The sequence below is a fragment of the Halomonas garicola genome, assembly GCF_031935715.1.
Classification (GTDB): domain Bacteria; phylum Pseudomonadota; class Gammaproteobacteria; order Pseudomonadales; family Halomonadaceae; genus Vreelandella; species Vreelandella garicola.
The window spans coordinates 1-21,163 of record NZ_JASSZF010000014.1 but is presented as its reverse complement, the minus strand read 5'-3'; the positions used below and the strand labels follow the sequence as shown (position 1 = coordinate 21,163).

Here is a 21,163-nt window from a genome sequence, read left to right as displayed (position 1 = left end):
GTCGGGTCAGCTGCCGTGCACGGCCACCGTGCTGCCCCGGCGGCCGGCGCTGACCTCAATACGCAGCGGCATCTGCTCTTTCAGCTCGCTGATGTGGGAAATGATGCCGATCATGCGCCCGCCCCGCTGCAGCTCCACCAGGGTGGCGATGGCCTGATCCAGCGCGTCCTGATCCAGGCTGCCGAAGCCCTCGTCGATGAACAGGGTCTCCAGCTGAATGCCACCGGCCCAGGCCTGAACTACGTCGGAAAGCCCCAGCGCCAGCGCCAGCGCCGCCATGAACGACTCGCCGCCGGAAAGCGTGGCCGCCGGGCGGTTCTTGCCGGTATAGGTGTCGGTGACGTCAAGCTCCAGCCCCGAAGCGCGGTTGCCTTTACTCGGCTCCTCCCGACGCACCAGCTGATAGCGCCCGCGGCTCATGCGCACCAGCCGCGCCGAGGCCTGCCGCAGCACGTCGTCGAGCAGCACCCCAAGCACAAACCGCTGCAGGCTCACGCGCTGGCCGGTGCGCCCGTTGGCCACTTCGCTCAGCGTGCCCCACACGCGGTACTCGTCTTCCAGCACCCGCTGCTGCTCCCGGGCCTGGTCCAGCTGCTGCCGAGCCTTTTGGAACTGATCAAGCCGCGCGTTCAGCCGGCGCCATTCGGCATCGAGCCGGGCTTCGTCGGCGCAGGCTCCTTCAGCCCTCTTCTTCAGCGCGTCAAGATCCGGCTGCACTACCCCCTCAAGGCGCGCGCGGCCCGCCTCCAGCAGGCTTTCCAGCCGGGTCAGCCGGTCGCGGTAGTGCTCGACCTCGGCGGCCAGCCGCTCGCCGGTGGCGTCGTCCAGCCGCGCCTGCAAAAAGGCGTCCTCATCGTCAAAGACACTCCGGGCAAGAGCCTGCTGCCAGTCCGCCTCTGCCTGCCGCCGCGCCTCGGCGGCGGTATTCATCCGCTTCTGCGCGGCGTCCCGGGCGGCCTCCCCCCGGGCCAGGGCAGTAGCCGCCCGCTGCGCGCTTTCCCCTGCCTGCTGCCAGGCGTTTTCTCGCCGAGTTATCTCGTCGCGAACGTCGTCGCGCTGCTTCGCCAGCGCCTCGGGCGCGGTCTCGCCGTCAGCCAGCGCCTGGCGCAGCTGTTCGCACTTCCCTTCCCACTGCTGATAGTCGCTCTTGGCCGCCTCCAGCGCCGGGGCGAGCTTTTTAAGCGCCTCGTCCTGGTCGCGCCAGTCCCGGCGCAGCCCGGCCAGCGCCTGCTGCTGTTGCGCCACGTACGCGGCAAGCTCGGTATAGCGCGCGCTTTCCCGGCGCTTGTCCTCGCACTCGCGGCCCAGCGCCTCGAGCGTTATCTCTGCGCGGCCGCCAAGCTCGGCGGCGCATTCGTGGCGCCGGGTATCGTGGTGCTCAAGGCGCTGCTGGAGCATCTTCGCCCGGTGGGCGGCCTGATGCTCGGCATCGAGCGCCGCTTCGTAATCCCGGCGCGCCTCCTTGACGGCGTCTTCGGCCACCGTCTCGCCGTCCTGCTTGGCCGGCGCGGGGTGTTCCAGGCTGCCGCACACCGGGCACGGCGACGCCGGCACCAGCCTGGCGGCGAGCAAGGCCGCCTGACTCTGATGCCAGCGCAGCGCCTGGCGGTCAGCGTTCGCGCTGAGGCGGGCCGTCTCTGCGGCGTGCTTTTCCCCTTCGGCCGTGGCCTCTTTCAGCGTGGCGGCCAGCGCCGGGCGCCGGCCGTCGTGCTCGTCCAGCTGCTGGCGCTTTCGATACTGCGCCTGGAGGTGGTTCAGCGCTTCCCCGCTGCCGGCAAGCGTCTGCTGCTCGTCTCCCGCCTGGCGGATCGCCTCCCCCTGCGTTTCGCCCTGCTGCCTGGTGGCCTCGCGCTGCGTTTCGAGCGCCTCGTACCGCTGAGCCTGCCGGCGCCATTCGCTTTGGGCGGCGTCGCGCTGCTTTTCGTTCTCCGCCAGGTCCCGGCGCTGCTCGAGCGCCCGGATCAGCATCTGCTCTTGCTTTCGCAGCTCGGCGAGGCCGTCGTACTTCTTTTGCGCGCTGGCAAGCGCCTCCTGCGCGGCGGCGGCGTCCTTTTCCTGGGCGGATACGGCCGCGATTTCCTGCTCGAGCGTGCGCTCGGCGTCGGCGGCTTCCTCCTGCGCCCTATGGCGAGCGCTGAACGGCGCGGCAAGGGTCCGGGTCTGCTCGTGGGCCTTGAGCCGCTCCCGCGCATCTTCCACCCGCGCCTCATTCTTCAGGTGATCGGCACGGGCGGCTTCGTGCTCCCGCTGCTGGTCGAACAGCGCCTGGTACTCCTGACCGGTCTGCTCATCGCGCTCGGCGCGCTGGCGCGCCGTCCTTGCCTGGGTCAGCGCCTCCCCGGCGGCCTTTTCCTCGGGGGCGAGCGCCGCCAGGGCGTCGTCAAGCGCGGCTTCGCTTTCCACTTCGCGGGCGTCGAGGATACCCTGCATGCGCTGGCGGTGGTCGTTCACCTCTCGGGTAATGCCCCGGGCCCGCTCGCCGAGCTGATCCTCAATGCGGGAAAACAGGTGGGTCTGAAACAGCCGGGCAAAAATCTGCTCGCGGTCGGCGGAGCTTGCCAGCAGCAGCTCGCGAAACTGGCCCTGGGGCAGCACCATGACCTGGCGGAACTGCTTGGCATCCAGCCCCAACAGCGCCTGCACTTCGGCGGTGGCGTCGTTCACCTTGCGCGCGACCAGGCACTCGTCCACCTCGCCGTCGGCATCGAGCCGCCACAGCTGGGCTTCGGGCTGATGCGTGGTAGTGCCTTCGCCCCGCGCCTTGGGGCGCTCCTGCTGGGGCACCCGGCGGATCCGGTAGTTCGTCCCGCGCAGGCGAAAGTCGAGGGTGACCTCGGTCAGCAGGCCGTCGGCGGCCTGGTCGCAGCGCATCTGGGCGGGCTCGCGCTCGTTGCCCGTGGTCTGGCCGTACAGGGCAAAGCACAGGGCGTCGAGAATCGAGCTCTTGCCCGCACCGGTGGGGCCGTTGATCAAAAACAGCGGGCTTTGCCCCAGCGCGGCAAAGTCCAGCGTCTGGGTGGCGGCAAAAGGGCCGAAAGCCTGAAGGGTAAGCGCCAGGGGCGTCATGTCACGCCCTCCTCGTCGCGCTCTTCGCGCTCCAGGCGCCCGATCAGGCCCTCGACGGCGGCTTTCTGATCGTCATCCAGCGCCTCGCCGCTGACCTGCTGGAAAAAATCGCCGAACAGCGCCAGGGCGTCCAGCCCGCCGTGCCGCCGCGCCCTGGGCGCTTCGCCGGCTGGGGCCAGCATGCCGGGCTTTTCCAGATGCAGCACGTTGGGGTAGACCGCGCGCAGCTTGCCCATGGGGTCGAGGATGGCGTAGCGGTCGGTGAGGCGTACCAGCAGGTAGTCGTCCGGAGCGGGGTCAAGGGCTGCGCCGGCGATGACGTCGTCCAGCTCGCCTTCCAGCACGCGCACGTCGCGAACCGGCGCCAGCGCCACGGGCTTGATGTCCACCGCGCCGGTGGCGTCCACATCCACCAGGGTAACGCCCTTGGTATGGGGGGCTTCGGAGAAGCTGTACTTCAGCAGCGAGCCGCTGTAGCGGATGTGCGCCTCGCCGCGATACTGGGGGCCGTGCAGGTGGCCAAGAGCAACGTAGTCGAACCCGCGCATGGGCTCCCAGGCGACGCTTTCCGCGCCGCCCAGGCTCAAGGGCCGTTCGGAATCCGAGGCGCTGCCGCCGGCGACGAAACAGTGGCTCATGAGCACCGCCCGGCGGTCGGGGTCGCGCTGCGCGTCGATGCGCTCCAGCAGGTAGCGGTGGGCGGCGTCGAAGTCGCGCACGTCAACGCCGAAATGGCTGCGCACCTGCTCGGGGTCGGCGTAGGGGATGCCGTAGATATCAACCTCAACGCCGCCGGCCGCAAGCGTCACCGGGTCAGCGATAGCGTCCAGCGTAGAGAGAATATGCAGCCCGGACTGGCGCAGCTGGCGCGAGCCAAAGCCCAGCCGGCGGGCGCCGTCGTGGTTGCCGGAAATCATCACCACCGCTACGCCGCGCGTTTCGCACAGCGCGTGCAGCACCGCGTCCAGCAGCGCCACCGCCGCGGCCGGCGGCACCGAGCGGTCATAGACGTCGCCGGCGATGAGCACGGCGTCGATCCGTTCGCGGTCGACCACCTCCAGCAGCTGATCAAGAACGGCGCGCTGGTCTTCCAGCAGCGAAAGATTATGCAGCAACCGGCCCAGATGCCAGTCGGCAGTGTGCAATAGGCGCATCCCGGCCCCCGTGAGTGGTGTATCGTGTGGCGCCAGTCTAGCGCCCTTCAAGCCCGCAGAATACAAGGAACGCCGCCATGCTCGACCGCTTCATCATGCCGCTGACCCACCGCCCGCTTGAGCGGATCGCCCGCCGGTTCTACGGCCGGGTGACGCCGGACCAGGTAACGCTCGGTGCCTTTGTCATCGGCATGCTCGCCCTGCCGCTGCTGGCGCTTGAATACTACGGCTGGGCGCTTGTGGCAATTGCGCTCAACCGCCTGGGCGACGGCCTGGACGGGGCGCTTGCCCGGCTTGCCGGCGAAACCAGCGATGCCGGCGGTTTTCTCGACATCGGGCTGGATTTCGTCTTCTACGCCGCGGTGGTGTTCGGCTTTGCCCTGGCCGACCCGGCGGCCAATGCGCTCGCCGCGGCGTTTTTGCTGCTGGCCTTTATCGGCACCGGGACGTCGTTTCTGGCCTTTGCCATTGCTGCCAATCGGCGCGGCATAAAGCGCCCGCGCTTTCCGCAAAAGGCCTTCTATTACATGGAAGGACTCACCGAAGGCACCGAAACCGTGGTCGCGCTTACGCTGTTCTGCCTGTTTCCCGAGCACTTTGCCTGGCTGGCCACGCTGTTTGCCCTGGCCTGCCTGGTCACCACCGCCACCCGGCTGTGGGGCGGCTACCGCGCCCTACGCCGCTAGCGCCGTGTCGCGCTGCTCGACCAGATACACCTTGAACGCCTGCCACAGCGGGCTTCTGTAGCGCTCCGGGTGCCACACCAGCGAAAACGTCCGCGATAGCGCAAGCTCGCTTTCAAGCGCCACCAGCTCGCCCCGGGCCAGCTCGCCGGCGACGCTCAGCCGGGACAGGCAGCCAAGCCCAAACCCGGCCTTGACCGCCTGCTTGATGGCCTCGTGCTGGCTCAGCTCCATGCGCACGTTGAGCTGCTTGACGTGGCCAAGCGCGGCCGCTTCAAAGATCTCCCGGGTGCCCGAGCCGTTCTCGCGAAGGATCCACTGGGCCCTGGCAAGCTCGGCATCGCTGACCCCGGGCGCCGGCTTTTGCGCCAGCGGATGGTCGGGCGCGACAATAATCACCAGGCGGTCTTCGCACCAGGCCTCGCTTTGCAGCCGGGGCTCGTGGCAGAGCCCTTCGATCAGCCCCAGGTCGGCGTCGAAGCGCAGCAGGTCGTTGACGACCTCGCCGGTGTTGCGCAGTTTAAGGCGCAAATCGGCCCCCGGATGGGTATCGCTGAAGCGCCCGGCCAGGGGCGGCAGCAGATAGGTGCCCACGGTGGCGCTTGCCGAGACGTTGAGCGTGCCCTGCAGGGTGCCGTCGGGCTCTTCGGCGGCGGCGACGAAGTCCGCCATGCCGTCGAGCAGGCGCTCGGCCCGGGGGAGCAGCGCCCGGCCCATGTCGTTCAGGCGCAGCCGGCGCCCCAGCCGCTCGAAAAGCGCCACGCCCAGGTGGCGCTCCAGGTCGCCCAGCGCCTGGCTGGTGGCCGACTGGGACAGGCGCAGCGCCCGGGCGGCGGCCACCACCGTGCCTTCCCGGGTGACGGCAACAAAGACTTCCAGCTGGCGAAAAGTAACGGCGTGGCGCATGGCGGCGCGCTCTCCGGTGCGGTGAATGACGTAGCTAATCGGAAAAAAGCAACGATGGGCTGTCGATCTTATCGGTTTTACCGAACAGTCATATAGTTATTTTACGATAATCATATAACCGTTCAGCGCATAGACTGAGCCACAGATTTCATTTTTCAGGAGTAACGTCATGTGGCAAGGCCTGTTTCTGTGCGCCGCCCTAACCCTTGCGGGCTTTGGTATCTCGCTGCTGCCCGGCATTGCCGAGAGCGGCGTCAGCCCGCTGGTATTTTCCCTGCTGCTGGGGCTGGTGCTGGGTAACCTGCCCATCGCCCGCGGACTTGCCTCCTCCGCCCAGCCGGGGCTCAAATTTGCCACCCGCTGGCTTTTACGCGGCGGTATCGTGCTATTCGGCTTTTCGCTCACCGTGCAGCAGGTTTTCCACCTGGGGCCGAAAATCATCCTGCTGGATATCATCGTCATCAGCTGCGTGGTGACCGCGGGCTATTTCATCGGCACGCGCCTTCTGGGCATGGACCGTGAAACCACCCTGCTGACCAGCGCCGGCAGCGCGATCTGCGGCGCAGCGGCGGTGCTGGCAACGGAAACCACCATCCGCTCGCGGCCGGCGGCGGCGTCCATGGCGGTCGCCACGGTGGTCCTGTTCGGCACCCTGGCGATGCTCGTTCACCCGCTGCTCTACTCGGTCCTGCACATGACCGAAGGCCTCTACGGCGTGTACATCGGCGCCACCGTCCACGAAGTGGCACAGGTGGTCGCCGCCGGCGACGCGGTTGGCCCCGAAGCGTTGACCAACGCCATTGTGGTCAAGCTGGTCCGGGTGATGCTGCTGATCCCCTTCCTGCTCATCGTCGGCCAGTGGTGGCTGCGCAAGAATGCCGCCCAGGCCACAGAGGGCGGCGAGGCGGCCAAGCTGCCGATTCCCTGGTTTGCCTTCGGCTTCATGGCCATGGTCGGCGTCAACAGCGTGCTGCCCCTGCCCGCCGTACTGCACGACACTCTGGTGCTGGGCGGCCAGCTCGGCCTGGCCATGGCCATGGCCGCACTGGGCTTTGAAACCCGCATCGAAAAGCTCCGTGCGCTGGGTATCCGCCCGTTCATTCTCGGCCTTATTCTGTTCGCCCTGCTGATCGGCGGCGGCGGCGCGGCAAGCCTTTTGCTGATGGGCTAACGCCGGCCCCAGTCGGACACCCCTACCTGAAGCGGCCCCAGCGGCCGCTTTTTTTATCGCCATCGGCCAATGAATTGAAGGTTCCAGCGCAGACGCGCACTATACGCAGGTACTTTGAGTAGCACGTTAAACACCGGTGTTTGAGGGGTCTCATGTTTGGCAAGCCAAAAGTAATTTACTACGCGTTCCTGATTCTTTCGGCCCTTCTGGGTGTTCTTCTTGCCTTCCAGGCGCCCCAGTGGCTGTGGCTGTGGTGCGTACTGCCGGCGCTTGGGGCGCTGGGGGCGTGGGATCTCAACTCGCACAGCAACGTGCTGCGCAACTACCCCATCGTCGGCCATTTGCGCTATCTGTTCGAGTTCATCCGCCCGGAAATGCGCCAGTATTTCTTCGAATCCGACCTCAGCGGCCGGCCGTTCAACCGCTCCCAGCGAGAGATCGTCAACTCCCGGGCCAAAGGTCAGGGAGCCACCTCGCCGTTCGGCACCCGGCGTGACATGGAGGACACCGGCTTTCACTTCGTCCAGCATTCCATGGCGCCCAAAACCGTGCATATTCGCCATGCCCGGCTGACCATCGGCAACGCCCAGTGCACTCGGCCGTATGACTCCTCGCGGCTGAACATTTCCGCCATGAGCTTCGGCTCGCTTTCCGCCAACGCCGTGGCAGCGATGAACAAAGGCGCCAAGCTCGGCGACTTTGCCCAGGACACCGGCGAAGGCGCCATCAGCCCCTACCACGAGGCCCACGGCGGCGACCTGATCTGGGAAATCGCCAGCGCCTACTTTGGCTGTCGCAACGACGACGGCTCGTTCAACGCCGAAAGCTTTGCGCAAAAGGCCACCCTTGATCAGGTCAAGATGATCGAACTCAAGCTCTCCCAGGGGGCCAAGCCCGGCCACGGCGGGCTCTTGCCCGGCACCAAGGTCAACCGCGAAATTGCCAGCACCCGGCATATACCCGTGGGCAAGGACTGCGCCTCACCGGCGAGCCATCCGGAGTTCGACTCCCCGGCGGGCATGCTCCAGTTTCTCCAGCGCCTGCGCGAGCTGAGCGGCGGCAAGCCGGTGGGCTTCAAGCTGTGCCTGGGCCGCCACCACGAGTTCATGGCGGTGTGCAAGGCCATGCTGGAAACCGGCATCGTCCCCGACTTCATCACCGTGGACGGCGCCGAGGGCGGCACCGGCGCCGCCCCCACGGAGTTTTCTGACTTCATCGGCACCTACATCAACGAGGCGCTGCCCTTTGTGCATAACTGCCTTCGGGGCATCGGCAAGCGCGAAGAGATTACCGTGATCGCCAGCGGCAAGGTGGCCATGGGCTTTGACATGGTGGAAAAGCTCGCTCTGGGCGCCGACATGTGCAACGCCGCCCGGGCGTTCATGTTTTCGGTGGGCTGCATTCAGGCGCTGCGCTGCCACGCCAACACCTGCCCCACCGGCGTTGCCACCCAGGATCCGGCGCGCACCCGCTCGCTGGACGTGGAAGCCAAGTCAAAACAGGTGCACAACTACCACAAGGCCACCGTGGCCTCGTTCATGGACATCGTCGGCACTCTGGGGCTCGACAGTCCCGACGAGCTGGGGCCCCAGCACGTGTATCGCCGTTCGCAAAAAGGCCCGTCGCGCTCCTGCGTTTACCTCCACCCCCGGGTGGAGTCCGGCGCCTTCCTCAGAGGCGACGTGCCGGTCGAATACGCCGAGGCCTGGGAGATGGCCCGGGCCGAGCATTTCTAAGCTCGATCCGACCACTCGTCTCAAACCCTCAACTCACACCCCGGCGCTCAAGCGCTTAAAACCCGGCGGCTTCCAGGTGGCCGGCCAGCTCCTCGAGCGCCTCAAGCCCCTGGATATCGGTTGCCAGCAGGGGCAGCTGGGGGCACGGGTAGCCGGCAAGTTCGCGGTCAATGCGCTCAAGGTACTGCGCCTCCTGCTCCCGGCGGCGGCGTAAAAACTCGCCGTCGGCGCTTGCCGGAAGCACCCGGTTAACCAGGGTGGCGGCCACCGGAATCCCCGCCTCCTTCAGCGCCTCAACCGAGCGCACGGTTTCCAGAATCGGCAGCCGCTCGGGCGTCAGCACGAACACAAAATTGCTCACGCTTTTGTCCTCCACCGCCCGGCGCGCCTGCATAAACAGCCGCCGGCGGCGCTTGAGCGTCTCGGCGATGGAGCGGGCGCGGTCGTCGAGATCGCTTTCGTTTTCGTTGGCCGGGTCGGCAAAGGGCGAGGCCACGTCCTGTCCGCCCTTGGGCGTTAAGTGCTTGAGCACTTTGCCCAGCTCCTCGGACTTGCGACTGTGGGATAAAAGCCCGTCGGTCCAGGCCGCCATGGCCTCGGGCAGGCTCAACAGGCGCAGGGTGTGGCCGGTAGGCGCGGTGTCAAACACGATCAGATCGTAATCTTCGCCTTCGTCCACCACCAGCCGGGCGATGCGCTCCAGCAGCGCCGCCTCCTGGGTACCCGGCGACTGTCGCGACAGGCGCATCTGGCGCTCCATCTCGTCCATCATCCGCGGCACGGTAAAGCGGCGCATCTGACCGGTGACGCGCTTCAGATGCGCTTCAACCTCGGCGCCGGGGTCGATCTCCATGGCATCAAGCCCCGGCGCCAGCCGGCGCGGCGCATCGCCCAGGTCGTGGTCAAACACGTCGCCCAGGCTGTGCGCCGGGTCGGTGGATACCACCAGCACGTTGCGCCCGCGGCCGGCCGCCAGCAGCGCAAGCGACGCCGCGACGCTGGTTTTCCCCACGCCGCCCTTGCCGCCTACCCAAAGCAGGCGGCGGTCGAGAAGTTCTTTCATGATTGGCCTTCTGCGTTATCAGGCGTTTCAGCAGCAGCGCATCTCATCCAGGGGCGAATGCTCCATGCCCATGCGCAAATGCCAGTCGTGGAAGCGCTCGAGCATCAGCGGCTGCAGCTCCAGGGTGTAATACCCCACGGGGTTGGGCACGCCCATCAGCTCGGAAAACACCATCAGCATGAACAGGTCGTCTTCGTCGCGCTTGGCGCGTGCGATAGCGCCCCGGTAGGGGGCGCTGTAGTATTCTTCGGCCAGGTAGCGGGCCCGGCCCAGCCAGGCCCTGAGCTTTTCCCGCCGGGTCAGGTCGGCGTCGTCAGGCATGCGTCCTCCCGCATAAAAGCGTTTTACCCCTTGCATGGTAACGCAAAAAAGGCGGCCCGCAGGCCGCCTTGCATAACATACCGCAGCCGATGCTGCGCTATTCGGCAGCCTGTTCGGCTTTTTCCTGACGCAGGCGCTTGAGCGTGGCGGCACACTCCAGGGCGACCAGAATCGAGGCGATCAGCACCACGATATCCAGCCCCAGCAGGAAGTAGTTGTCCGCCTCATAGAAGCTTTTCAGCTGGATGAACAGCGCCAGCACCGTCATCACCAGCAAAAAGATCAGCGGTGCTACGGTGTACCACACCGGCCGCCCCAGGCGCATAAGCATCACCGAGACCACCAGCAGCGTGAGCCCCGCCAGCAGCTGGTTGGTGGTGCCAAACAGCGGCCAGATGAGCAGCCCGCCGGAGCCGTCGGCCCCCGCGCCGAAGGCCAGCACCAGGCAGGTTACCACCGCCAGGAGCGTAGCCACGGCCGGCTTTTTCATCCACTGCTGGTTATAGATCTCGCCCCACTCCTGGAAGATGTAGCGCTGCAGGCGCAGGCCGGTATCCATGGTGGTGCCGGCAAAGAGGGCCGCCATCACGGTGAGAAGCGTCGCCGCGGTGGTTTCGGGCAGACCGAGGCCGCTGTTGATGATGTAGGCGCCGCCGTCGACGAAGGCGTTGACGCCACCCTTGCCGAAGGCGTCGTACATCGCGCTCCAGTCGCCGTAGGTGGCAAAGCCCGCGGTGGCCGCAAGGATCGCGCCCAGCGCCAGCATGCCCTCGCCCACGGCGCCGAAGTAGCCGACAAAGCGCGCGTCGGTTTCCTTGTTCAGCTGCTTGGAGGTGGTACCGCCGGCGACCAGCCCGTGGAAGCCGGAAATTGCCCCGCAGGCAATGGTGACAAACAGCAGCGGCAGCATGGGCGGTGCGCCTTCGGGCACGTCGGCGTTGACCATGGGCGCAACCAGGGTGGGGTTGAACACCACCAGCGCGCCGTAAAGGATGATCAGGCCGATGAACAGCTGCAGGCCGTTAATGTAGTCCCGGGGCTGCAAAAGCATCCACACCGGTAAAAGCGAAGCAATCGCCGCGTAGCCAAACAGGATCAAAATCCACACCGCGTTGCCCGACATCGCGCCTACCTGCTCGGGCATCTGCACCGGCACCGAGGGGCCAATGCCGATCAGCGCGTACAGCGCCACCACGCCGATGACCGAGACCACGGCCAGGCTAAGAATCCGCCGGTAGATCAGCTGGCCGATCACCAGCGCCACCGCAATCGCACCCCACACCGGCACCACCGCGCTTGGGTATTTCATCATCAGCCCGGCGATGACCACGGCAAACACCGCGTTGACCATCAGCAGGAGCAAAAAGATGACGATCATGAACACGCTGCGCGCGCGCTTGCCGACCACGTCGCCGGTGAGCGCCCCCACCGAGCGCGCCTTGTTGCGCACGCTGGCCCAGACCGCGCCGGTATCGTGCACGCCGGCGAACAGCACCGTGCCGAACACCACCCACAGAAAAGCCGGCAGCCAGCCCCAGATCACCGCAATGGCGGGTCCCACAATGGGCGCGGCACCGGCCACCGAGGTAAAGTGGTGACCCCAGAGCACGTAGCGATTGGTGGGCACGAAGTCCACGCCGTCTTCGAACTCGTGGGCCGGGGTTTGAAAGTCCGGATCCAGCCGGAATATCTTCTCGGCGATAAACTTCGAGTACACCAGGTACCCAAGCGCCATCGCGGCAAGGCCCAGCGCCAATATAATAACTGCACTCATGAACGGTTCCCTTCACGGATTGCGGTTTTGTTGTGAACCCTCATATGTCGCAGACGCCCACCCCGGCGTCAACCACCCGCCGGCGCCGGCTTAAAAGCCTACGCTAATGCCAAAGACCGTTCCGCGGTCCAGGGTTCGGGTGCTCTGGTGGTCAAACTGCGTGCGGTAGTAGCGGTAGCCGCCGAACGCGTAGGTCTGCGACGTCAGCTTGATACGCGCCTCGGCGCCGTAGTCGTAGCTCTCCTTGAGATTGCCGTGGGTCAAGCCTTCCGGGGTATAAAAGCCGTAGCCGCCAACTCTGAGCAGCGGCACCGGCGTGGGCACAAACACCGAGCCGCCGATCCCCACGCCGCCGCCGTCACCGTAGTAGGTGTCCTGGTACTGGTAACGGGCGCCGACTTCGACGTCGGCTATCGGCAAGGGCGGTGAAAACATCAGCGAGCCGGAATAAATATCCGCATGGTGGCCGCTGTCATCCGAGGTGAAGTACCCCGCGCCGGCGCGCACGGTGGGCAATATACTCTGGCTTGCCTGGACGCCGTAGCCGTCCTGGTGGGCATTGGCCGAGACGCTCAGCGCCATGGCGCTCTGGCTGAAGGCAAACAGCGCCGTTGTCGACGCCAGCAGCACAGCGGATTGTTTCAACATGACTTGGATTTCCTGAAAAACAAGCGAAAGACAGCCGGCGCCTGAGCACCGGGCACGAAGCCCAACTATCATACACGCACGCATGTTTATTGCGGGTAAAGTGCGGGCAAAAAGACGTTTTCTGACTTACCGTTGGCCATCACTTCCCCATGCTCGCCGGCAAGGCTTATTGATATACGTCAAGGAAACTACGGATTTCTGACGCCAACGGCTTTAAAACTACCCCTTTTGGGTTATCTTCAAGGTTAAGAACGCATTAAAAAAAGCACGGCACGCGATGCCCGTCGCGGTCGCGTAACGCCGTGCGCGCAGCACCGTGAAGCATAAAATCAAGGGAGCACTCCATGGCACACCGCACACTGGGGACGCTGGCCGCTGCTGGCCTACTGGTATTGGCCGCCGGCGCCGGCGCCGACGAGCTGCAAGAGCGCGCCGCTAAGCAGTTCAGCCCCATCCCTAAGTACCCGCCGGTGATCGACGGCAACGAAATGACCGACGACAAGATCACCCTGGGCAAAATGCTGTTTTTCGAGCCGCGCCTGTCGGCCAGCCACCTGATCAGCTGCAACACCTGCCACAACGTGGGCATGGGCGGCCATGACTACCTGCCGGTTGCCATCGGCCACGGCTGGCAGAAGGGCCCGCGCAACTCGCCCACGGTGTATAACGCCGTGTTCAACGCCGCCCAGTTCTGGGACGGCCGCGCCGCCGACCTGGCCGAACAGGCCAAGGGCCCGGTACAGGCCGGCGTGGAAATGAGCAGCACCCCAAAGCGCGTTGAAGACACGCTTAACAGCATGCCCGAGTACGTCGAGCGCTTCCGCCGAGCCTTCCCCGGCGAAGAAAATCCGGTTTCCTTCGACCGCATGGCCACCGCCATCGAAGCCTTTGAGGCCACGCTGATCACCCCCGACGCGCCCTTCGACCGCTACCTGCGCGGCGACACCAACGCCCTCGATACCCAGGAGCAGCGCGGGCTTTCGCTGTTCATGGACAAGGGCTGCGTCTCCTGCCATAGCGGCATCAACCTGGGCGGCCAGAACTACTATCCGTTTGGCCTTGTTGCCCGCCCGGACGGCAAGATTCTCCCCAGCGGCGACAAGGGCCGCTTTGCGGTGACCGAAACCGAGTCGGACGAATACGTGTTCCGCGCCGCGCCGCTGCGCAACATCGCGCTGACCGCGCCCTACTTCCACTCCGGCGCCGTCTGGGACCTGGAAGAGGCCGTGGCCGTGATGGGCACCGCCCAGCTCGGGGCCGAGCTTGGCGAGGAGGAAGTCACCGACATCACCGCCTTCCTGCACACGCTGACCGGCGACGTGCCGAGCATCACCTACCCCGAGCTGCCGCCGAGCACCGACGCCACGCCGCGCCCGGACCCCAGTGCGCCGACGCCGTAACGCCGGTCCTCCGACCGTTTCTCCCGTACGGGCAGCCCTGGCTGCCCGTTTTGTTTGGCGGCACTGGCAGCTGGCGTAGCGCCGCATTATGCTACGTTTTGATAACTGAGTGACTTGATGACCCAACGCTGCTCAAGCGGCGTTTCTTCCGCGCGCTTCAGGAGCCTGCCATGTCCGACGACACCACGACCCTGCTGCTCTACCTTGGCGCTGCCTGGCTGGCGGGCAGCCTGATCGGCCTTGAACGCAGCTTTCACGGCCGCCCGGCGGGGTTTCGCACCCACGCGCTGGTGTGCGCCGCCTCGGCGCTGCTGATGCTGCTTTCCACCCACCAGGCCCAGTGGCTCGACCCCAGCCTGCCGATGTCGTCGATCCGCGCCGACCCCACCCGCATGTCCCAGGGCATCATGACCGGCATCGGCTTTCTCGGCGCCGGGGTCATCTTCAAGGAAGGGCTCACGGTACACGGGCTGACCACCGCCGCCTCGATCTGGATGACCTCGGTGCTGGGTATCCTTTACGGCGTGGGCTTTCTTTTGCCCGCGGTGGTCGCCACGGTGGCGACGCTGTTGACGCTTTCGCTGTTCCGCCGGGTGGAGTCGCTCATTCCCACCGAGCTCTTTGCCGACCACGAAATCTGCTATCCCATCGACGCCGTGGAAGACGAAGACCAGGTGCGCGCCCTGATCGCTCGCCACGGCTGCAAAGTCAAGACCATGAGCTACCGGCTGAGCAAAAACGGCCAGCTGTTCCACTATTCCATGGTGCTGCAAACCCACGGCCACAAGAACCTGGCCCGGCTGGCGGCGACCCTGCGCCAGTCGCAGACCATTGTGGAATACCGCCTGACGCCGTCCGGCGGCTAAAGCCAAAAGCGCCCGTCATAAAGGCGGGCGCTTCTCTTTCGGCGGCGCTAGGCGCTTTCGCCGACGCTCTCCCTGTCGTGCGGCAGCACCAGATTGAGCACGATGGCGATCAGCGCGCCGGGGATCAGGCCCGACTCGATGATCGCGCGCACGTTTTCCGAGTAGGTGGCGAACAGCTCTTCCTGGGCCGGCAGGCCAATCGCCGCCGACAGCGACAGCCCGATAATCACCATGTTGCGCTTGTTGAAATCGATGCCGCTGAGCATCTTGATGCCGGCGCTCGCGATCATGCCGAACATGATCAGCACGGCCCCGCCGAGTACCGCATCGGGAATGCTCGACACCACGCCGCCCAGCTTGGGGAAGAGCCCGGCAAGCATCAGGAAGGTGCCGCCGATGGCCACCACGTAGCGGCTGACTACCCCGGTCAGCGCCACCACGCCCACGTTCTGGCTGAAGCTGATCTGCGGGTAGGCGTTGAAGATGGCGGCAAAGACGCTGCACAGCCCGTCGGCCATGACGCCGCCGGAAAGCTCCCGCTGCGTGGGCTCGCGGTTAAGCCCGCCCGCCGTGGTACCGACGATATCGCCGATGGACTCAGCACAGGTCACCAGCGACAGCAGCACAATGGGCAGGATCGCCGCCAGTTTGAACTCGATACCGATAGCCAGCGGCACGGGCAGCGAAAACCACTCCGCCTCGCCGACGCTTGCAAAATCCACCGCGCCCATCAGCAGCGCGACCACGTAGCCCAGCAAAAGCCCGGCAAGCGGGGCGATTTCCGACCAGATCCCACGGCCGAACTGGTGCATGCCCAGGGTCACCACCAGCACCACCGCCGCCATGAGAAGGTGGCGCGGCGCGCCGAAGTCGCTCACGCCGAAGCCGCCGCCCACGTGGGAGAAAGCCACCGGCATGAGCAGCACCCCGATCATGATCACGAAGGTGCCCGTGACCACCGGCGGAAAAAGAAAGCGGAACCAGGGCAGCAGCAGCCCCACCACCGCCATGGCAATGCCGCCGCAGAGTGCGGCCCCCAGCGCGGCGGGCACGCCCATGCCCACGGCAATGGGAATGAGGATGGGCACAAAGCCGAAGCTCGTCCCCATGACAATGGGCAGCCGCGCGCCGATGCGGCCAATGCCCAGCGACTGAATAAGCGTTGCCACCCCGGCGACGAACATCGCCGCCTGGATCATCAGCGTGGTTTTGGCCTCGGACAGATCCGCGGCGTTGGCGATGATAATGGGCACCGCGACGTTGCTCACAAACATCGCCAGCACGTGCTGAATGCCCAGCGGTATGGCGCGCCCCAAAGGCGGCATGGCGTTGACGTCATGGGTGCTGCGCACGGGTTTAGGTTCGGCTGCCGTGGCATCCTCGGGTGCTGCGTTCGCATCAGACATGGCAATATCTCCTGCCGGTTGGCGTTGTTGTTGTCTTGCTGTTGTCGACGTGCTGTAGCGGTAAGAAATCAGCGGTTAGGCATCGTCGCGACGGGGCTCAGCTTCGCAGCCGGCGGGCCGCCGCGTCGTGGCGGTGCAGCAGCGCGTCAAGGTCCACGCCGCAGGGTTCGCCGTTCATCACCTTCCAACGGCCGGCCACCATCACCCGGTCGGCCCGGTGGGCACCGCACAGCAAAAGCGCGGCCAGCGGGTTTTCCGCGCCGGAGAAGCGCGCCTCGTCCAGGGTGAAAAGCGCCAGGTCCGCCTGCTGGCCGGGCTCGAGCCCGCCGATGTCGCTGCGCCCCAGGCAGGCCGCGCTGCCCTGGGTGGCCCAGCGCAGCACCGTCTCGTGAGATAGCTGATCGGCGCCGTAATGCAGCCGCCCGAGCAGCAGGGCCTGGCGCATTTCTTCGGCGAGGTTGGAGTGGTCGTTGGAAGCCGAGCCGTCCACGGCGATACCCACCGGCGCGCCGGCGCGCTCAAGCTCAAGGGTGCGGCACATTCCCGAGCCCAGCACCATGTTGGACGACGGGCAGTGGGCAATGCCGGTGCCCGCCCGGCCCAGGCGGCGGATCTCGTCGTCGTTGAAATGGATGCCGTGAGCAAGCCAGGTGCGATCGGACAGCCAGCCGCAGTCTTCGACGTAGTCCAGCGGGCGCATGCCGAAGAGCTTTTCGCAGTAGGCGGTTTCGTCGGCGGTTTCCGCCAGGTGGGTATGCAGGCGCACGTCCTTTTCCCGGGCCAGCTGGGCGCTTTCGCGCATCAGCTCGCGGCTCACGGAAAACGGCGAGCACGGCGCCAGCGCCACGGTGATCATGGCGCCGTCGCCGCGCTGGTGATAGCGCTCGATCAGCCGCTCGCTGTCGGCAAGGATCGTCGCCTCATCCTGCACCACGGACTGCGGCGGCAGCCCGCCGTCTTCCTGGCCTACGCTCATCGAGCCCCGGGTCAGCGAAGCGCGCACGCCAAGCGTCTCGGCGGTCTCGACCTGGCGGTCAATGGCGCCGGTGAGCTTGCCGGAAAACACGTAGTGGTGGTCGGCCACGGTGGTACAGCCGGAGAGCAGAAGCTCCACCATGGCAAGCTCGCTTGCCAGGCCCAGCTGGTCTTCGTCGAGCTCGGCCCAGACGTCGTAAAGCGTGGTTAGCCAGGGAAACAGCGCCTTGTTCAGCGCCGGCGAATAGGCCCGGGTCAGGGTCTGGTAAAAATGGTGGTGGGTATTCACCAGTCCCGGCAGCAGCACGTGCCGGGAGGCATCGAACACCTCGTCTACCGGCGATGCCGGCTGCGCCCCGGCGGCGACTTTCTCGACGATGCGCGAATCGCGTATCACCACGCCGCCGCGCGCGTCGTCATCCAGGCAGGCCAGCGGGTTACGCACCCAGAGGGTGCGGGAGCTATCAGTCATGACACTTTCCTCGGCTCGGGAAAGACCGCCCTTTTACCGCGACGAAGGGTTACCCACGGCTCGGTGGTTCAGGTGCCTTGCACAATGCCGGTGGCAGTCGTTTTGTCTAGAGGTCTTGTCGTCAGGCGTTGTATACCGTCTTTGCGGCTTGTTGTGCACTCACGACAGGTCGAGTGTCATGCAAAGCTGACCAAAAGGTCAACTACCGGCTTAGCCGTTCGCCTATCGACTTTAGCCGCACTCTGGCTCCCCTCGATATCACCCCTTGACCACGGCCAGCGGCGCAAGCTCGACCTGGACGTCGACGAGGTCGGTCTGGTTGCGCATGACCGTGTCGATATCCTTGTACGAGCCCGGGGCCTCATCCAGATCCTTGCGCCCGCGCAGGGCGTGAAGCACCCCCTGCTCCTTGAGCCGCTTCACCTCCGCCTTGAAATCCAGCGTCTTGCGCGCTCGGGCCCGGCTCATCACCCGCCCCGCGCCGTGGGAGCAGGAGTGGAAGGAATAGGCCTCGCCCTTGCCCGTGACCAGAAAGGAGCGCGTGCCCTGGGACCCGGGGATCATGCCCCACTCGCCGGCCCGGGCCCGGGTCGCCCCCTTGCGGTGAACCATCACCCGCTCGCCGAAATGCTCCTCCTCGGCGGCGAAGTTGTGGGGCTTGTTGATAAAGTGCGAGAAGTCGACATCGCCCAGCACATCGACAAAGGCCTGCTTGACCCGCTCCATCATCAGCTGCCGGTTGGCCAGGGCAAACTCGAGGCAGTAGTTCATTTCATCCCGATACAGAGCGAAGAATTCGGACGTATTTGGCAGGTGCGACAGGTCCGGCGGCAGCGGATCTCCGTCGGCTTCGTTCAGGCTTTTTGCCACCTCGTGATAGTGGCTGGCCACGGTGAAGCCCAGGTTGCGCGAGCCGGAGTGGACCATGATCCAGATATAGCCGTCCGAGCCTTTCTGCACTTCGATGAAGTGGTTGCCGCCGCCCAGGGTGCCCAGCTGATAAAGCGCTCTTTCGTACTGCTGATTGACCACGGGCAGCTCGCCTTGACGCTCGGGCATCCAGGCATCGTCCTGGGGCGTTTTGTGGTGCGCCGACCCCACGGGGACGGTCTTTCGGACCTGTTTCATGATCGCTTTCAGCTCCGCCGTGCCGATATCGTCAAGGTCCGTTCGCAGCGAACCCATGCCGCAGCCGATATCCACGCCCGCGGCGTTGGGGACGATAGCGTCCCGGGTGGCGAGCACCCCGCCAATGGGCATACCGTAGCCCTGGTGGCTATCGGGCATGATGGCGATATGACGAAAGGCATAGGGCAGATTGGCCAGATCCCGGGCCTGATCCAGCGCCCCCTGCCCCAGCGCCTTCTCATCGAGCCACAGCTTGATCGGCAGCGTCTCGGTATCGATCACTGCCTTTCCCGAAAACGGCCTGATGCTTTTCTGTGTCATCCAAACCTCCTTTCCAACTTTCTTTAAAATCTCCTTTAAAACTTTCTTTAAAATCTCCTCTACCGTGCCGCACGGCGGGGCCGACGACCGCGCCTTGGCGTATCGATTACGCCTTCCAGGCTAACATTTCTTCTATTACCTCCCTTGACGGCACCGATTCAGGGGTTAGCGTTTCGCCTTCGGCGTGACGGCGTAAATACTGAAGCGTCGGCTCGATCCATGGCGCATTGGCACCGTCGCGCGCCTCGATCATGACGCTCATCTGAAACAGGCGCGTAAGTCGGTTAAAAAAGGCGGGGGCGTTATACTGCATGGCTTCGCTATCCATCGCGAAAAGTTCCTTCGAGTACGCCGTCAGCGTCTCGCTTTCCTGTTTTATCCAGTCGCCGTGCGCCGGGTCGGAGGCGGCGCGTTCGATTTTTTCCAGCATCACGGCGAGCCCTTTCGACTTCCCCGAAGCGCGAAGCATATCGAGCAGCATGATGTTGCCGGCCCCTTCCCAGATGGGCAGCACCATGACGTCGCGCATCAGCTTGGGCATAACCTGATCTTCGATATAGCCGATACCGCCCATTAGCTCCATGGCTTCGCGCGTCAGGTAAACGCCAACTTCTGCCGACCACTTCTTGACCATGGGCGTCAGCAGCCGAAGCAGGCTGGCCTCGTCTTCATCCTGGCTATCCAGCGCTTCGACGGCGCGCCACACCAGATAAAAGCAGGCGGTATTCAGGGCGGCCAGCTCCGCCAGCTTTTTGCGGACAAGCGGATGTTCCAGGGCGTTCTTGCCAAAGGTGTCGCGCCCCGTTAAAAACTGATAGGCCTCGATCAGAGCGCGCTTGGACGCCGAGTGGGCGGCCATCGAGTTATACACCCGGGAAAGATTGATCATGGCCGTCATGATCTTAAACCCCTGGCCTTCCTCGCCGACCAGTGTCCCCCGCGTTTCCTGCAGCATAATCTCGGCGCTGGCCATGGAGCGCACGCCCAGCTTGTCTTTCAGCCGGATGATCTCCATCGGATTCTTTGTGCCATCGGGCAGCGCTTTTTCCACCAGGAAAATGGAAAGACCGGACGTACCTTTTTGATCCGGGCGGGTTTTATCAGGACGGGGTTTATTGGAGTTAGTCCGCGCCAGAACAAAGGCAATATCCCCGTTGGCGTTGCTGCAAAACCATTTTTCCCCGGTCAGCGCGTACGTTTTGCCTTCCAGGTGCTCGGCCACCGCAAGCGTCGCGCCGACGTCAGACCCGCCCGCCTTTTCCGTCAGGTACATGGCCCCGGTTTTCATCTCGGCAAAAGTGGAGGTGTAAATCGCAGGCAGCAGGCGCGCCTTATCCTCTTCGTCGCAAAACTGATCGATGAGCACGGCCGCCCCGTCGGTCATGCACAGCGGACAATACGCTCCGGTTTCTGCCAGGGCGTAGAGTGAGCTAATGCCAAAGCTCATCAGGTGGCGCTCCCGGGGAAATCGCTTTCTCCACTCCGGGCTCCACTTGACCGTCAGCATTCCGCTTTCCACCGCAATATCCATCAGGCGATGGTAGGCGGGATGAAACTCGACCTGATCGAGTGCCACCCCCCAGGCGTCGCGCTTATTGAGCCTGGGACCCTGGCGATCGGCTTTCAGGGATAAAGCATCCATTTCCAGGGCCGCCGTCTTCCCCGTTTGCTTAAGCCTCCCTTTAATTGCTTCGTAGGCTTCCGCAGAGAGCTTTCGCCTTAAAAAATCCTGCAGCATTACATCGCTGGTATAAAAGTTAGCGCTGCTTCTGTAGCTGCTATTGAGCACGCGGTTTTTATCCGCCGGATAGTTCGCCATCGTGATCACCCTGTTGTTATCGGTGCCTTGAATAAATCGGGGCCGTTTTCCCGATTCTCTTAATCATCTTTAGACTCTCAGGCTAGCAAAGGGCCCGGCGGCGGTTTGCCAGCCTCCCCCTCTTTTATTACCCTAGGGGGCGTTAACAATTAGGCCAGCCATATGGCGGCTGACACGAGGCAGAGGAGTGACTGGTAGTTTCTTGCCAGTCGCTCATAGCGTGTAGATAACCGCCGGAACTTCTTGATTTTCTG

16 protein-coding genes are annotated in these 21,163 nt (G+C 64.8%); 5 read left to right on the top strand and 11 right to left on the bottom strand.

The genetic code is table 11. The features are described 5' to 3' along the window. Positions 1-6 precede the first annotated feature (6 nt). Together RS027_RS06805 and RS027_RS06800 are read right to left on the bottom strand one after the other, a co-directional pair. Positions 7-3,066 carry an AAA family ATPase gene (locus RS027_RS06805; protein ID WP_311955344.1) on the bottom strand — a complete coding sequence of 1,020 codons (3,060 nt, stop codon included), beginning with the start codon at positions 3,064-3,066 and terminating at the stop codon, positions 7-9. Continuing rightward, entirely contained in the window at positions 3,063-4,220 is a 1,158-nt protein-coding gene (locus RS027_RS06800) for an exonuclease SbcCD subunit D (protein WP_311955341.1), read from the bottom strand. Before RS027_RS06800 ends, RS027_RS06805 begins: the two co-directional genes overlap by 4 nt. Positions 4,221-4,297: 77 nt before the next feature. Here RS027_RS06800 and RS027_RS06795 point away from each other — a divergent pair, with 77 nt between their 5' ends. Continuing rightward, positions 4,298-4,906, top strand: a complete 609-nt coding sequence (locus RS027_RS06795) for a CDP-alcohol phosphatidyltransferase family protein (protein WP_311955339.1) — start codon at positions 4,298-4,300, stop codon at positions 4,904-4,906. On the opposite strand, the gene RS027_RS06790 is transcribed toward RS027_RS06795, so the two are convergent. Continuing rightward, positions 4,895-5,809, bottom strand: a complete 915-nt coding sequence (locus RS027_RS06790; RefSeq protein WP_311955338.1) for a LysR substrate-binding domain-containing protein — start codon at positions 5,807-5,809, stop codon at positions 4,895-4,897. The genes RS027_RS06795 and RS027_RS06790 overlap by 12 nt on opposite strands. Before the next feature lie 169 nt (positions 5,810-5,978). On the opposite strand from RS027_RS06790, the gene RS027_RS06785 reads away from it, so the two are divergent. Together RS027_RS06785 and RS027_RS06780 are read left to right on the top strand one after the other, a co-directional pair. Continuing rightward, positions 5,979-6,980, top strand: coding sequence for a YeiH family protein (locus RS027_RS06785; RefSeq protein WP_311955337.1), 1,002 nt, complete (start codon positions 5,979-5,981; stop codon positions 6,978-6,980). 152 nt (positions 6,981-7,132) lie between these two features. Further along, positions 7,133-8,716 (top strand): FMN-binding glutamate synthase family protein, encoded by a 1,584-nt coding sequence (locus RS027_RS06780; RefSeq protein ID WP_311955335.1) that lies wholly within the window; start codon positions 7,133-7,135, stop codon positions 8,714-8,716. Positions 8,717-8,771: 55 nt separating this feature from the next. On the opposite strand, the gene RS027_RS06775 is transcribed toward RS027_RS06780, so the two are convergent. The 4 genes from RS027_RS06775 to RS027_RS06760 form a co-directional block, all read right to left on the bottom strand. Continuing rightward, positions 8,772-9,779 carry an ArsA family ATPase gene (locus tag RS027_RS06775; RefSeq protein WP_311955333.1) on the bottom strand — a complete coding sequence of 336 codons (1,008 nt, stop codon included), beginning with the start codon at positions 9,777-9,779 and terminating at the stop codon, positions 8,772-8,774. Between the two features lie 27 nt (positions 9,780-9,806). Beyond that, the gene (locus RS027_RS06770) at positions 9,807-10,100 is read right to left on the bottom strand and encodes a cory-CC-star protein (RefSeq protein ID WP_311955331.1); all 294 of its coding nucleotides are present in this window, start codon (positions 10,098-10,100) and stop codon (positions 9,807-9,809) included. Between the two features lie 97 nt (positions 10,101-10,197). Then, complete coding sequence (locus tag RS027_RS06765) at positions 10,198-11,874, bottom strand: carbon starvation CstA family protein (protein ID WP_311955329.1); 1,677 nt, start codon at positions 11,872-11,874, stop codon at positions 10,198-10,200. Between the two features lie 90 nt (positions 11,875-11,964). Beyond that, the gene (locus RS027_RS06760; RefSeq protein WP_311955327.1) at positions 11,965-12,522 is read right to left on the bottom strand and encodes a YfaZ family outer membrane protein; all 558 of its coding nucleotides are present in this window, start codon (positions 12,520-12,522) and stop codon (positions 11,965-11,967) included. A 344-nt stretch (positions 12,523-12,866) separates the two neighbouring features. Between RS027_RS06760 and RS027_RS06755 the strand changes: the two genes are divergently transcribed. Together RS027_RS06755 and RS027_RS06750 are read left to right on the top strand one after the other, a co-directional pair. After that, positions 12,867-13,922, top strand: coding sequence for a cytochrome-c peroxidase (locus RS027_RS06755; RefSeq protein WP_311955326.1), 1,056 nt, complete (start codon positions 12,867-12,869; stop codon positions 13,920-13,922). A 170-nt stretch (positions 13,923-14,092) separates the two neighbouring features. Beyond that, the gene (locus RS027_RS06750) at positions 14,093-14,788 is read left to right on the top strand and encodes an MgtC/SapB family protein (protein WP_311955324.1); all 696 of its coding nucleotides are present in this window, start codon (positions 14,093-14,095) and stop codon (positions 14,786-14,788) included. 47 nt (positions 14,789-14,835) lie between these two features. Here the strand turns inward: RS027_RS06750 and RS027_RS06745 are convergent, their stop codons facing one another. The 4 genes from RS027_RS06745 to RS027_RS06730 form a co-directional block, all read right to left on the bottom strand. Further along, positions 14,836-16,194 carry a uracil-xanthine permease family protein gene (locus RS027_RS06745; RefSeq protein WP_311955322.1) on the bottom strand — a complete coding sequence of 453 codons (1,359 nt, stop codon included), beginning with the start codon at positions 16,192-16,194 and terminating at the stop codon, positions 14,836-14,838. A gap of 97 nt (positions 16,195-16,291) precedes the next feature. Next, a complete protein-coding gene (locus RS027_RS06740; RefSeq protein WP_311955320.1) occupies positions 16,292-17,641 on the bottom strand; it encodes an 8-oxoguanine deaminase in 1,350 nt (449 codons plus the stop codon). Between the two features lie 258 nt (positions 17,642-17,899). Then, a complete protein-coding gene (locus RS027_RS06735; protein ID WP_311955318.1) occupies positions 17,900-19,090 on the bottom strand; it encodes an RtcB family protein in 1,191 nt (396 codons plus the stop codon). A gap of 106 nt (positions 19,091-19,196) precedes the next feature. Further along, complete coding sequence (locus tag RS027_RS06730; RefSeq protein ID WP_311955315.1) at positions 19,197-20,909, bottom strand: acyl-CoA dehydrogenase family protein; 1,713 nt, start codon at positions 20,907-20,909, stop codon at positions 19,197-19,199. Between the last annotated feature and the right edge of the window lie 254 nt (positions 20,910-21,163).